Raw genomic sequence first — 15,042 nt, forward strand, 5'->3', positions numbered from 1 at the left:
GTGGCGTAAGCGCTCCCCTATTATCTGCCGTCAATATAAGCCTGAGCTTTTACTGCGCGGCGGCTCGCGCTTTGATTCTTCCCAGTGCCTCCTGTAAACGTGTCAAAACACGTTCCCTGCCTAAGAGCGTTAAGGTCATATCAATCGAAGGCGAAGTGCTGCTGCCGGTAACTGCAACCCTGAGCGGTTGCGCCACTTTGGCCATGTTGAGATCGAATTTCGCACTGACATCATTGATGACTTCCTGTATCAAATCACGTTGCCAGTCAGAAAGCTGTTGTAATCGTTCATAGAGCTCTTTCAAAGGTTCATAAATCACCGGCCGTAAATATTTTTTCACTGCATTTTCATCATACTCAACCTCATCCTGAAAGAAATACATGCTCGCTTTACATATCTCTTCCAGTGTCTTGCACCGTTCAGCCTGAATAGGAACCAAATCTTTTAAAAAGGGACCCTGCCGAATATCAACGCCCTTCATGTCAAAATGCCACTGCAAAGCTTTGGCCACTTCTTCGGGGGGATCTGTTCTTTGGTAATGCTGATTAAGCCAGTATAATTTTTCATAATTAAAACTGGAGGCGCCCCGGCTGATCTTTTTCAGGTCAAATTTCGCGATCATCTCTTCAACGCTGAAAATTTCCTGATCCTTATATGACCAGCCTAAACGTACAAGATAGTTCAATAAAGCATGCGGCAGAATCCCATCCTCTTTAAATTGCAAAACACTTACCGCCCCATGACGTTTGGAAAGTCTTTTACCGTCTTCTCCTAAAATCATCGGTAAATGGGCAAATACAGGAACCGGAGCATTTAAGGCTTTAAATAAATTGATTTGACGAGGTGTATTGTTGATATGATCATCACCACGAATAACATGCGTGATCTGCATATCCAAGTCATCAATCACCACGGCAAAATTATAGGTAGGATGTCCGTCAGAGCGTAAAATAATCAGATCATCGAGTTCCTCATTACTTACATGAATATCGCCATAGACCTCATCGGTAAACGATACCATTCCCGCTAAGGGATTTTTAAAACGAATCACTTGGGGAATATCGCTTTCAGGAAGATTTTTATCACGACAGCGGCCATCATACCTGGGCTTTTCCTTAGCCGCCAGTTGCGTTTCTCTTAAAGCTTCCAATCGTTCACGGGTACATTCACAACGATAAGCTTTACCTTCCTCCAACAAGCGCTGCACAACTTCCAGATAGCGCTCATAACGCTGGGTTTGAAAATAAGGGCCTTCATCAAAATCCATCTTAAGCCAGGCCATACCATCAAGAATAGCCTGTACCGATTCCTGAGTAGAACGTTCCCTATCCGTATCCTCTATCCGCAGAATAAATTTACCTTGATGACGACGGGCATAAAGCCAGGAAAATAAAGCAGTGCGAACACCACCCACGTGCAAAAAACCAGTAGGACTAGGAGCAAAACGAGTTCTGATGGCCATAAAAAACATTCCATTTAATTAATAACAGATGTAAATTCACTTGATTTTTCTGTACGTGCTCTGATAAAAAAGCAAAATAATTATCTGACAGTAACAAAGCAACGCGGACAAAATCGCGCACTTGTTTATAATAGCCCAGTTTGCAGGCCAAGCAAAGCAGCAACCATCCAATCCGCCCAGCGTCACGAAGATTGGTAGCCATATTTGCTGCTCTGATTTTTTCATGCAGAATTTAAATTCTGTTAACCTTACTGAACAACTATTCAGGAGAAATGATTGAAAAGCCTTGGTATTAAATACCAGCTCAGGATTACAACACTTATTCCTGTGCTTCTCGTCGCTTTATTGTTTGCCTTATTTTATAACGGTCAATTCAGCAAAGATTTAAAACAACACATGTCACGTCTCGGCGAAGCTTACATTCGCCAATTAATGCCAGCTGCTCAGTATGCCTTACAGCAGGATAACCATCGGACTCTGCAAGGGCTCATTAACGCTTCTACCATCAATCAGGAAGTGAAAGCCGTTGCTTTCTACGATGCCAATGGACGTCTGCTCGCTTATCGCGGAGGAAAACATTCTCTGAAAAAACCCTTTACTCCTCCAGCCTTTACCGGTGATTTTATAGAAAGCAAGCAACTGAATTCCACCACCATTAATTTTTTCGCCCCCATCACTATCCCAAAATATAACTTATATTCCACGGATATACTGAGACCTTCAACCCAGAATTTTATTTTACAGCCAGATGATATTTTGGGATGGCTGTCTATCAATATTGATACCCAATCCATGTTGATCAAGCGCTATCAAATGATGATTGTTACGATTTTTATTACGCTGTTTGGATTACTGATTGGCTTGGCCACGCATTATTTTTTGTCAAAACGCATTTATATGCCTATCAGCCGATTACGCAGGAGCATGAAACAGATTTTAAGGAATGAATTTGAGACAGAAATTCGGGTTTCAAGCGCAGGGGAGCTGGGTGTTATTGAGGAGGGCTGTGCCCATTTGCAGAAACAATATCTCGACACCATACGTGATCTGAATCATCATATTGAAGTGGCCACGGCTGACCTGCAACAAAGCCTTGAATTGCTGGAAGAAAAAAACATCGAATTATCGATGGAGAAGAAAAAATCAGAAGAAAAAAACCGGCAAAAATCAGAATTCATTGCCAACATGAGCCATGAAATCCGTACCCCTATGAATGGGGTGATTGGTTTTACTAACGTATTGCTGGAAAGTAAACTGGATCCCTTACAGCTCGATTATGTTAAAACGATCAAAACTTCTGCTCAGGATCTATTACAAATCATCAACGACATTCTTGATTATTCAAAAATGGATGCCGGTAAACTCCATCTCGACTGTATACCTCTTGACATACGGGCCTGCATTGATGAAGTTCTTGTTCTCTCTGCTCCCAATGCTCACAAAAAAGGCATTGACTTGATTCCAATTACCTCTCTCGAGGTTCCAAGAACGGTTCTCGGTGATCCATTACGCATTAAACAAATCATATCCAATCTGGTGAACAACGCCATAAAATTCACCGATAAAGGATACGTTCTTATCCGAACCGAGGTTGAGCAGGAGATGGCAAATGATTACCTGCTTCGCATCTCTGTATCCGATACCGGCATCGGGATTTCAAAAGAGGATCAGAGTAAATTATTTACAGCCTTCAATCAGGCCGATACCAGCATTACCCGTCGCTACGGCGGCTCCGGCCTTGGCCTTGTCATTTGCAAGAAACTGGCTGAAGAAATGAAAGGACGCATCAGTCTGAGTAGTGAATTACATAAAGGCTCAACCTTCTCCGTTCATATTCGTGTGGAGAAACTCTCATCCTATGAAGTTGAAAAAAATCAGAATTATCGTTTTGCTCATCTTAAAGTGTTATGCTTTGACGAAAACAGACTGCAACTGGAATCCATTACCAATGGCTTAGGCCACTGGGGCATACAATGCGCTACTGTCAATGCCCTTGACAAATTAGCCAAAGCCTTAGAGCATAATAAAAATTGCGATTTCGCCTTTATTAACGTCAAACAGGGATATGAAGCGCAGATTGCCGATCTTCTCAAAGCTCACCCGAATAAAACTTACATTCTTGTTTCAAAATGGCCAATTGCGGATGTCAAATCCTTCGGCGCACAAGCTTTTTTATACCAACCCATTAGCATTCAGAAACTTCATGACATTATTGAATCCCTAATGCATCAACCATCAGTCCCCCCTTCAGTGCCTCAGGAAGTTGAAAATTTGAGAGAACAACTGAGATTTTCTCATCCTGATATCCTGATAGCGGAAGATAATCCGGTCAACCGTATGTTGTTAAACTCCCTGCTCGGTGAAAATGCAAATATGGAATCAGTAAGTGATGGTGAGCAAGCAGTCGTAATCTGTAATGAAAAACGTTTCCAGGTCATACTCCTCGATCTGCAAATGCCAAAGCTCAACGGACTTGAAGCTGCCAAAAAAATTCGACATGAATCTTTACTCAATCGTCATACGCCTATTCTTTTATTAAGCGCCAGCAGTACCGATATTAACCGCGATAAATTAAAAAACGCCGGTATTGATCATTGCCTGCATAAGCCTGTTGAGGAAAAACAACTCATCAGTCATTTACTTCGTTTGATGGACAAGGCTCAACACGCAGCCATCGACTGGTCCTTATGCGTGCAGAAACTGTCCGGTAACCAGAAGCTCGCTGAAGATTTTCTCGCCCGTTTTGTAGAAGAATTAAAAAAAGACCGGCTTGAATTGATTCAGTTGATGCGCGACAAAAACATTCGTGGTCTTGCCAGTGCCGCACACAAATTACATGGGGCCTGCAGTTTCTGTGGCGTTCCTATGTTGCAGAAAAAAGTAAGGGAATTTGAAATCATGACCCAGCAGGTCAAAAATTCAGAAGATTTACGCTCACTTTTCGCTGAATTAGTCCAGCGTATTGACGCCGTTATTGATGAATATGAAAATTATTACAGCGAATCTTAAAAACCTATCATTTCACAGCAGGAGAACCCATGAACATTAAAAATGCAATATATGCTCAATCCGGGGGCGTGACCGCCGTTATCAATGCAACGGCCTGCGGCGTCATCCAGACCGCCCGCCAACACTCTGATATGATAGGTAAAGTCTATGCCGCAAGAAACGGCATCATAGGAGCTCTTCGTGAAGAACTCATCGATACCTCACTTGAAAGCGATGCTGACATTGCCAGGCTGATGCACACTCCTGCAGGAGCCTTTGGTTCATGCCGTTATAAATTAAAAAATGAAGGTCGTGAATATGAAAGACTGCTGGAGGTGTTTAAGGCGCACAACATTGGTTATTTTTTCTATAATGGCGGTGGAGATTCTCAGGATACAGCTCATAAAGTGTCTCAACTGGGTGAAAAAAGTGGCTATCCCATCACCTGTATTGGCATTCCCAAAACGGTAGATAATGATCTGCCTTTTACAGATGCCTGTCCAGGATTTGGGTCTGTCGCCAAATACGTTGCTGTGTCGACAAAGGAAGCTGGTTTTGATGTTGCCTCCATGGCCGAGTCCTCCACCAAGGTTTTTATCCTGGAAGTCATGGGACGGCATGCAGGATGGATCGCTGCCGCCAGTGGACTGGCCAGCGAGAAAGCCGATGAACCACCCCATATCATCTTATTGCCTGAAGTAAGATTTAACCAGCAAAACTTTCTAAACAAAGTTAAAGAATGCGTTCAACATTATGGGTACTGCGTAATTGTCGTTTCAGAAGGCATCAGAAATGAGGAAGGACAATTTCTCAGTGATGCCGGTCTGCGCGATGCTTTTGGCCATACCCAATTAGGTGGGGTTGCACCCTTCATTGCCCAGATGATAAAGCAGCATTTAGGATTTAAGTATCATTGGGCGGTGGCAGATTATTTACAAAGAGCAGCACGCCATATTGCTTCAAAAGTGGATGTCGAGCAAGCATACAGTCTGGGACAGGCTGCTGTTGAACTGGCTGTCAAAGGCAACAATGCCATTATGCCTGTCATCATCCGTGAGCGGGATGAACCCTATCAATGGTCCATTGGTCATGTTCCTCTTGCCGATGTGGCCAATCAGGAAAAAGCCATGCCCAAGGAATTCATCGCTAACGATGGCTTTAGTATCACTGCTGCCTGTAGGCGTTATCTTGCTCCTCTCATTCAAGGTGAAGCTTATCCTCCTTATGCCAATGGCTTACCTGATTATGTACGATTGAAAAATGAGCTGGTGGCTAAAAAGTTGCCGGCTTTTAATATGTGATTTTTTACCGCACTTTAGACAATCGAATCCCCGCTACCTGATAACGGGGTCTAAACAGAGCTTCATGTAGATACCGCAGTCGATGCCGCGGTAATTCGTCGAGGTTTGATTAAACCGCATCCCCGCTGCTTGGTCTAACAGGGCTTCGTACAGATGCCGCGGTCGATGCCGTGGTATTTCGTGTTGTATTTTTCCAAAGTTATTTTTTTTACATCGAATCCCCGCTACTTGATAGCGGGGTCTAAACAGAGCTTCGTGTAGATACCGCGGTCGATGCCGCGGTAATTCGTCGAGGTTTGATTAAACCGCATCCCCGCTGCTTGGTCTAACAGGGCTTCGTACAGATGCCGCGGTCGATGCCGTGGTATTTCGTGTTGTATTTTTCCAAAGTTATTTTTTTTACATCGAATCCCCGCTACTTGATAGCGGGGTCTAAACAGAGCTTCATGTAGATACCGCGGTCGATGCCGCGGTAATTCGTCGAGGTTTGATTAAACCGCATCCCCGCTGCTTGGTCTAACAGGGCTTCGTACAGATGCCGCGGTCGGTGCCGTGGTATTTCGTGTTGTATTTTTCCAAAGTTATTTTTTTTACATCGAATCCCCGCTACTTGATAGCGGGGTCTAACAGGGCTTCGTACAGATACCGCGGTCGATGTCGCGGTATATGGAAAAGGAATAAAAAAACCGCCCAATTGGGCGGTTTTGATACTGGGTTATAGTTATCGACAATTGGCAGGACGATACTTAGCATCTAAGTTACCTCCTGTACAAGTCCATTGAACTTCACCACTATTTGGATCCTGGGTTGGCTCTAAAACAATTGTACCCCCGCCGGCTGCTGGAGTATAGGTAATTGTTATGTCGCCACCATCAGCTATCGCAATACTTTGCACATTAGCTGTCGGCTGCGGAGGCTCATAACCTGAAGTAGCTTGAGTGACGTTTGCTAAATTATTATTAGACATCGCCGTCTCAGATACAGCCAGTTTAGCAGCGGAAGCCAGGTTCAAACCTTCCGTCACCCGCGCTCTTATGGTGTAATCCTGATAAGCAGGAATCGCCACTGCTGCCAGAATGCCGACAATGGCGACCACGATCATCAATTCAATTAAGGTAAAGCCTTTTTGTTGTTTCATTACTCTCTCCATATAACAAATATTTAAACACACTTACATATAATGCAAAGCAGATGCCAACCTCATTTTTCTTTTCCACCTTCAAGGAAACAGCATACCGTTTTTTTATATTTTTTCATCAGATAATTGATTTTATTGAAAAAAATTTTTAAATGCACTTTCCAAATAAAAAAACAACAAAATGAATAATAATAATTAAAGAAGGACAAAATGTTGATATAAGTGACCATATTAGTCATATTATGACCCATGTATTTCCCATTTATAAAGACAATAAGCCGCTCCCCAGGCAGGAAGTAATGAAAGAAAGGGGAATGCAAATATATACGCAACGATTAATTGAAGAAATGGAACATACAAAATTTGTAAAAAATAAGGCCATTGCCAAAGCAGGTTGTTTTGTAATATCGCATCAATAACAAATAAAATAACTAATGACAGATTTCCTATATAAAAACCAAACATAAAATAAGGATAAGGCTGCTTAGCCAATTTATTTTTATAGATAAGGAATAAAATAATGGTAGCTAATAATGACGATAGATAGATATGGGTACCGTTAAAACTAGAGGTCAGGGGATTTCCCATGAGTGTATCAAATGAAAACTGACGACCAAAGACAAAAAGAAACAACAGGCTCCCCAAGAGCCAGTGTATTGAAAGAAATAAAAAAAACCGTTTTAAATCATTCATTTTTTCACTTGTTTTTGTTCATTTTTATATTCTAACCTCAATTCGGCGTAAACTCACGGAGTATGTAGCCTCTTGCTTGCAACCAGGAATCACTCAATCACATTCCTCATAACAACCTTGTTCTGAATGGTCATAAAATTGATATGTGTTGAATTCCTGGTTGCAAGCAAGAGGGCTACATGTGATGGATAATACGGAAACATCATTAAAGGCGGTGGTTTGAGAGATAAAAACAGGTGTATAATTTATAGTATGTTCAATGTCTGCATTTTTTTATGATGAACCGAAAAGAACGTATTTATGAATGTCTGCAAAAAGAATTGCATCCAGAAACTCTCGAAGTAAAGGATGAATCCTCTCATCACCATGTGCCAGAAGGCGCTGAAACCCATTATAAAATCACCATGGTTTCGGAACAATTCAGGCAAAAAACACGTCTTCAAAGACATCGTCAAATTAATCAACTTTTAAGTGAAGAATTTGAAAGAGGAATGCATGCCTTAAGCCTATGCCTCTATACGCCGGAAGAATGGCAAAAAATCTCTGGCACGGTTTCTGAATCACCGGCCTGTCGTGGAGGATATCAGAGTGGCTGAGGTTAAATATTGGCAGGTGCTTCACCGTTTGCCTGCGAAACCTCGTGGCTTTCATCTGATCACCCATGACGTCATACAAGCTTTAAAATCAATGCCTGCCATCGAGACAGGCATTATCCATTTATTTATTCAGCACACTTCCGCCTCCTTATGTATCAATGAAAACACCTGTGAAGACGTACGATTTGATCTGGAGGCTTATTTTAATCGCTCTGTTCCGGAAGATAACCGCCTTTATCGGCATATCCTGGAAGGTGAGGATGACATGCCTGCCCATATAAAAAACGTGCTCCTTGGTGCATCGCTGAATATTCCTCTTATTCAGGGAAAACCTGGACTTGGGCAATGGCAGGGCATTTATCTTTGCGAGCACCGTAATGAGGCGCCTTCACGAAATATAGTTATTACCGTTCATGGAGTATGAGTGCTAAAGCACTCAACGATTTAGGCTCTGTGTACTTAAATTTGGGTGATTTGCAGCCGGTAAAAGATAAGTGCACAGAGCCTAGTATCTTCCTCTTAAAAAATGCATCGAACTCCGGCGAAAACCGGTATCTACTTGTTCTTTAACAGATAATGGATGCCGACTTTCGTCGGCAATTCGAAAACTTCACAAAGTCTGTAACGATTATACTGAGTATCACTGTCTTTACAGGAAGGCTTGCGTCGAACTACCGGCGAAAGCCGGTATCCACTCTTTAATGAATAATGGATGCCGACTTTCCTCGGCCATCCGGATCCTTAATCTCCGTGAAAAATATCTGAAATGACTGTAAAATTATAATCCTGCTGCTTTTCCTGCTTACCTATTTCACGTTATAATGGCCATATTTTTTTCATTTAGCTAAATCAATGAAGCCTTTGTCGACTGAAAAAATCTCTGTTCTTGCGCTGACCTTACTTATTACCGGCGCCATTGACAGTATCAGAAACCTTCCTGCCACAGCGCTTTTCGGTTCTACACTTATTTTCTTTTTCATTTTTTCAGCCCTTGTTTTTTTAATCCCTGTGGCCTTAGTAGCCGCAGAATTATCTTCCACCTGGCATGAAGAAGAAGGCGGCATTTATAGTTGGGTTCGAAGTGCCTTTGGAGCCAACTGGGCTTTTTTTACCATCTGGTTGCAGTGGATTAATACCATAGTATGGTACCCCACCATCCTTTCCTTTATCGCAGGCACCTTTGCCTATTTGATTGACCCTGCCCTGGCGCAGAACAAATTTTTTCTTATTACCGTTATTCTTGTGGTTTTCTGGTCTTTAACTTATCTTGGGCTTTCAGGGATTCATGCCTCCGCTTCCTTTGCCAGCTTTTGCGCCATCGTGGGCATGATCATCCCCATGGCTTTTATCATTTTATTGGCCATCATATGGTTGATTAAGGGAAATCCCATTGCCGTAGATTTCAGCTATCATAAGCTCCTTCCGCGCTGGGGAGACAGTCAGTCATGGGTGTCTTTAACCGCCATCATGACCTCGTTTCTGGGAATGGAACTTGCCGCTGTGCATGTTCGCAACGTCAAAAATCCAAAGAAAAATTTTCCCAGAGCCATGTTTTTTTCTGTATTACTGATTCTCACGACCATGATTTTTGGTTCTCTGGCTATCGCCTTTGTGCTGCCTCATCATCAGATAAGCCTTGTCGATGGGGTCATGAAAGCTTTTGCCAACTTTTTTAAAGCCTATCATCTGGGTAAAATCATGCCGCTCGTTGTCATTCTACTGTTGATTGGAAGCGTTGGCTCCATGGTGAACTGGATAATTTCGCCGGCGAAAGGATTATTACTTGCCGCCGATCACGGTTTTTTACCTCATTGGTTATATAAGCTCAATAAACACGGTGTGGCCTCACGCATTCTTCTCTTACAGGCTGTACTGGTTACCTTGTTCTGCAGTGTATTCTTATTATTACCCACCATTAATGAAATATACTGGTTGTTTACCGATTTAAGTACCGAGCTATACATCATGATGTACGTGATGATGTTTATCGCCGCCATGCATCTTAAACTTAAATTTCCATACAAAAATAGGCCCTTTGCTATTCCGGGTGGACATACCGGCTATTATTTAACCTGCTTGCTGGGCTTGATTGGATGCATCATTACCTTGATCGTAGGCTTTATCCCCCCTGAAGAAAGCCTTGAAATTGGTGGTGCTTCTCATTTCAGACTGGCCTTTACTTGTGGTATTTTGCTGATGCTTTTACCTGCGGCTTTATTTTATCTACATAAAAAATTAAGTGTTAAATAAAATGACCTTAATGAAATGAGAACATACTCTAAATTTTTGCAAAAAAAATTTCTTTACAGATATGTTACATTTCTTTAAGCTTTCCTTAACTTTACAATGGTATATTTCCCCTCAATGAGTACTCTATTTGACAGGTGTTTAAATGGCTGAAGAAAAAAGGGAAAAAGAGTTAAAGGACTATTTTGCAAATGAAATTGTCCCCCGTATTGAATGTTTCAGGCGATACTCCGATAAAAAGCCATTCTATAAGGTTCTTGAGATAGAAAGTTATTTGGCTCAGGATCATCAGCTTAAAACTTTGCTGGAAATCCATCATCAAAAGATTCAACGCCTTAATGCCATCATTGAAAGTACCAACAGAAAAATAAGCCGTTGGCAAGAACAAAGCGGCTACTATGAACAATTAAAAAAAGATTTGAAAGAAAACCTCAAGGAGCTACCTAAACTCGAATATGAACATACCGAACTCAAGGAGCTTATCGAACAAAGGCTGCAAATCATCGCCCCAGAACTCGATGATCTGGATGAGCTGTATCATTATTTTATTGACAGTCAAATTAAGTTACAGGATACAATAGAGAAATACTTAAAGGGTTTTTCTGACATCCAGTTGGTTGATCAGGAATCTGCAGAGAGTCAATTCTTTATCCAAAAATTAAAAGATGAGATTGAAATCATTCAATCTCTTTTAAATAAAAAAATATTGGGGCTTGATAAAAATTCGGTGGAGGAGTTAGGCACTCGATTGCTGAATCATTTAAACATTAAAACCAACCTGGTATTGCCCCAGACCTTTAAGCCACTTAACACAAAGGAAGCTCCTGTTTTAACGAGAGCACTATTTCCAAACACTCAGGCACCTTCCACCATCCAGCCAGAGCAAAGTTCTATACGGCCACTTGAATCGTCCATTGAAAGCGAAGAAAACAATAAAAAAGAAGAAGTTTCAGGACTTTTCTCTGCTTTTGCCAGTCTGGGAACAACTGTAAAAACAAAAGTAGAGAAATATCAGCAACAAAGATCTGAAGAAAAACAACAAAAAGAAAAACAACAACTAAAAGAAAAAATAGCATCTGTGTATCATGCCCTTTCCATTATTCAATCTTTGCCTGTGAATGAGTCAGTATCTTATTTTAAGAAAAAAGCAGAAGAGCTTGAGCTTCAAAAGAAAATAAAAGAAAATAGTGAGGAAATTACAAATACTCTACAAGTTTGGATCAAGAATTATGAGGATAGTCTTGCATTATTCAATAACACAGGATTAGTCTCAGATAAAGAGGTAAAAAGCGCAAAAAAATTACTAAGTGAATTACAAGTGCTTCAGGAAGAAATTCCAGTGCTTGATTCCAGTAAAATACAAAAACCTACTTCCGAAATGTCTTCAAATGACAGGTTGGAATGTCTTTCATTAAACATTCAAGTGCTAAGTGACCATAAAGAAAAACTAAACGGCTTTATGCAAAGAGTTAAAGATAAGGAAAAAACCGTGAAGGAAGCCCAGAAACAACTGCAAAAGCAGTATATCAACGCACGAAAAAATTTAAAGGATGCAGTTGACAAAAAGTTGCTTGAAGCCCAATCGGCTTTAGCTGCCATCAACAATGAAACTCATGATGAAGAAATAGAAAAACTGAAAAATGCAGCCCTCTTGATTGTGGATTTTTCAAAGCAGGAATCACTATCTGTTTATGAAACTGCTGCAAATGAAAGCATTGCCACACTCAATCAATTTATAAAAGAGGTTAAAAATCAACTGCTAAAAACTTATTCTCCTATAAACCGAAACGTACAGGAGTATGCCGAATTTGATATGCCTTCTTTACATCCTGCCAACCCTTTTCGAGAGGATTTGCAAAGCTCAATTGATGAATGCATTAATAAGGCTACAGATTTAAATAAGCATTTCATTACACTGCAAGAGATATCAGGAAATGAATGTTCTAAGTGGATCAAAACATTTAAGAATAAACGTGACACTGTGGAAAAGGCTATTTCACAACGAATGATTACAAGTGTTAAAGCAACAGAAATCGAGCGGCGAATAAAGACTAAAAGTTACCAGGAATCGCTTAATATTATTGAATTATTAAACGGTGAAATCAGCCGCATCACGCAAAAATACCTTCCAGTTGCTCTTAAACGGACATCTGGTGAAATAAAAGAAGAACTGGAAAAAATTCAGGATGATTTTACTCTCAATAGAACTTTATTATCTGAGGCTGCGCTTAACCGCCTTGACCCAAGACTGAAAACATTAACTAAACTTCGACAAGACTTCCAGGATTTAAATGCTTCCTACATCACGAAGGAGCTTCAAGTAACTTGGCATAATAATGAATTGATTATACCCATGTACGCCGCGAAATCAGACGACAAAAAATATCATGAGCATTTGCAAGAAAGGGTAGAAGAACAGTTAGACAATGATCACATGGAAATCTATTCAGAAGGTAAACGGCTTAAGCTTGTACAGTGGATACGTATTAATCTTATAAAGCCTTTATGGAAGTTAAAGTCCCTGTGTTCTGAAAAATTCAGTCACGGCCCCCACTTTTTCGTTACACTCGGTGCTTCCAGCACAGAACGTATGCTGGCAGAAAAAGGCCATGAAATACATCAAACATTGGTAGAGTGTGCTCCGGTTGCATAGAGTTTTTGTAACGGCTCAGTTTCTCTATATTAAAGTTTAATCGTTCTTGATGATAGGGGCTGATGGTTTACGAAATTTTTCGTTGAAGCCACATTATTTTTTATTTTCATTCTCATAGACACTCCTGTCTTTCTTTACTGGTCCTTCCTCTGCTATGCTTAAACAAAAGACAATATTTATTATTTGAGTTCACCATTAAGCATGGCTATCCTATTTTATGTAGAAGGTCTCAGCGATGGGTTTGGCGATTATCTGTTTGGATTAAAAGCCGTTCATCAGCTTAAAAAATCCCTGGCAGAGAGAGGCTATTCCGACGATATTTTTCTGGTCACACACCAGGAAGGTAAAAAAATCATTCAGGATCTTGGTAGTGATAAAGAATTCGGCGTGACCGTTTTATCACGGGAAGACTATGATGCCCTTAGCAAAGAAGGGTCTTTTACGCTGGACTATTATATTGAAGGTCCAGTGATGACCACCACCCGTATTCCGCTTGAACCTCATACACCCATTTTACTTTTGTCGGAATATTCCAGCTTTGGAAGTGTCTATCTGGAGTCCGATAATCTGAAAAAAAGTTTTAAGAAATACCAGGATGTTCAGAGTATATATAGTGGACTGCGCATCCGCAGTGACGAAAAAGGTATCCTGATTTCGGAAGAACTGGTTAATTTGACCGAGGCACGAAAACATAATGATTTAAGCTTTAGAGCACATTACTGGCAAGAACTGAATCTTCCTCTCAGATCCAATTCATCCATTGAAGATTATCATCAAAGTACTGAACTGAGCTTTCAATACAGTTATGATTATCCTGAAAACAGTTGTAAACGTTTTCTTTCAATACATCAGTGGTTTAATCAAAATTCTTCCAAGAATCAAGATATAGTAGCCATCGGCAAAAATAAAGATAAAAAAAGAGAGGCTTTAAGCTCCGTTTTACCTGAATTAATCCAGTCAGGTTTTGGTAAAGTCCTCTTCATTGATCTTGAAACAGGTAAAGAAGAAATGTTACATGATAACGGTGAGAAAAACGCCAGAACATATCGCTTATTTTTTGGAAAGCGGCTGACTCATCGCCAAATGATGGCTTTAAATGCATTAAGCGGTGAATTATGCGGTGTTCGTGGCGATCAAAGCCATGGAGAGGCTTTGTCGGCCCAAAAACTGATTGTTTATGATTGTGCTTCTCATAAAGAAGATTACGCTAAAGGCGTGATTAGCTGCCTACATGCTTTGTCAGAGGATGAGAATGTCCGGGAATTACTTCATTTGCTGCAATATGCTGAGTTAAACCCAAAAAATACAAATTTTAATGAAAAACAATACCTGCGACTCAAAACTTTACTCAGTAATCCTGAAGTAATGCAAAAATACAAAGAAGCATGCGCAAAAATACCGCAACAGTTTAATCTTGGCGCAGCCATAGCCGATGTCGTCATACAAGCTTTCCTGGCTCGACAAAATTATAGGAACATGCTTTCCAAATTTCATGACCTCCGTAAAGCTTACCCAAAAATCGGATTTAAAAAAAAGATGATGTTTTTAACCAATGAACAACGCTTTGAGTCTGTTAATGAGACAGAAAAATTCATCGCTCAACTCAACCTTGAACTTCAACAACATCAAATAACCTATAAAATGGCTTTTTCTTCCCTGTCAGAGCATGTGGAGCAACAAATCAAACACATCCTGACGGATCACGAGGGAAACAGTGAACATAAGGGACGCAGGCTATTGGAAAAAAACGTCAGCAGACTCGCTGAATTATATAAAAAGATGCTGCCTGAAGAAAAAGAAGACTTTAGCATGGAAAGACCATTCAGCAAATCGATGAGTTAGCACGTAAGCGCTCGACTCTTTCGGGAAACAGCCATATTTCCATCTTGCAAGAAAACGTCACTAAAAAGTTCTCTAGTACCTCATCCTGTAAGTATTCTGATCGTTATCCTGATGCTATTGGT

Annotated in this window: 10 protein-coding genes; 7 read left to right on the forward strand and 3 right to left on the reverse strand. The window is 40.7% G+C overall.

Translation table 11 applies throughout. The annotated features are described in order from the left end of the window. Positions 1 to 49 precede the first annotated feature (49 nt). Positions 50 to 1,462: a glutamate--tRNA ligase gene (gene gltX, locus E4T55_RS04040; protein ID WP_058502249.1), complete on the reverse strand. Its 1,413-nt coding sequence runs from the start codon at positions 1,460 to 1,462 to the stop codon at positions 50 to 52. A gap of 276 nt (positions 1,463 to 1,738) precedes the next feature. On the opposite strand from gltX, the gene letS reads away from it, so the two are divergent. Both letS and E4T55_RS04050 read left to right on the forward strand, forming a co-directional pair. Then, positions 1,739 to 4,471, forward strand: a complete 2,733-nt coding sequence (gene letS, locus E4T55_RS04045) for a two-component system sensor histidine kinase LetS (protein ID WP_135121914.1) — start codon at positions 1,739 to 1,741, stop codon at positions 4,469 to 4,471. A 29-nt stretch (positions 4,472 to 4,500) separates the two neighbouring features. Continuing rightward, positions 4,501 to 5,751, forward strand: a complete 1,251-nt coding sequence (locus E4T55_RS04050; protein ID WP_058502247.1) for a 6-phosphofructokinase — start codon at positions 4,501 to 4,503, stop codon at positions 5,749 to 5,751. 721 nt (positions 5,752 to 6,472) lie between these two features. Here E4T55_RS04050 and E4T55_RS04055 read toward each other — a convergent pair. Together E4T55_RS04055 and E4T55_RS04060 are read right to left on the reverse strand one after the other, a co-directional pair. Continuing rightward, positions 6,473 to 6,889, reverse strand: coding sequence for a pilin (locus E4T55_RS04055; protein ID WP_172460993.1), 417 nt, complete (start codon positions 6,887 to 6,889; stop codon positions 6,473 to 6,475). Between the two features lie 240 nt (positions 6,890 to 7,129). Next, complete coding sequence (locus E4T55_RS04060; RefSeq protein WP_058502245.1) at positions 7,130 to 7,582, reverse strand: hypothetical protein; 453 nt, start codon at positions 7,580 to 7,582, stop codon at positions 7,130 to 7,132. Between the two features lie 275 nt (positions 7,583 to 7,857). Here E4T55_RS04060 and E4T55_RS04065 point away from each other — a divergent pair, with 275 nt between their 5' ends. The 5 genes from E4T55_RS04065 to E4T55_RS04085 all read left to right on the forward strand — a co-directional run bounded on the left by E4T55_RS04065 (position 7,858) and on the right by E4T55_RS04085 (position 14,920). Continuing rightward, positions 7,858 to 8,178: a BolA family protein gene (locus E4T55_RS04065; protein WP_316409773.1), complete on the forward strand. Its 321-nt coding sequence runs from the start codon at positions 7,858 to 7,860 to the stop codon at positions 8,176 to 8,178. Beyond that, entirely contained in the window at positions 8,171 to 8,602 is a 432-nt protein-coding gene (locus E4T55_RS04070) for a secondary thiamine-phosphate synthase enzyme YjbQ (RefSeq protein ID WP_058502244.1), read from the forward strand. Before E4T55_RS04065 ends, E4T55_RS04070 begins: the two co-directional genes overlap by 8 nt. Positions 8,603 to 9,030: 428 nt before the next feature. Beyond that, on the forward strand, positions 9,031 to 10,428 hold the full coding sequence (locus tag E4T55_RS04075; RefSeq protein ID WP_058502243.1) for an APC family permease: 1,398 nt from the start codon (positions 9,031 to 9,033) through the stop codon (positions 10,426 to 10,428). Between the two features lie 142 nt (positions 10,429 to 10,570). Beyond that, positions 10,571 to 13,078 carry a coiled-coil domain-containing protein gene (locus E4T55_RS04080; protein ID WP_058502242.1) on the forward strand — a complete coding sequence of 836 codons (2,508 nt, stop codon included), beginning with the start codon at positions 10,571 to 10,573 and terminating at the stop codon, positions 13,076 to 13,078. Between the two features lie 201 nt (positions 13,079 to 13,279). After that, a complete protein-coding gene (locus E4T55_RS04085; protein WP_058502241.1) occupies positions 13,280 to 14,920 on the forward strand; it encodes a hypothetical protein in 1,641 nt (546 codons plus the stop codon). The last annotated feature ends 122 nt before the right edge of the window (positions 14,921 to 15,042 follow it).

Source organism: Legionella israelensis (assembly GCF_004571175.1).
Classification (GTDB): Bacteria; Pseudomonadota; Gammaproteobacteria; order Legionellales; family Legionellaceae; genus Legionella_D; species Legionella_D israelensis.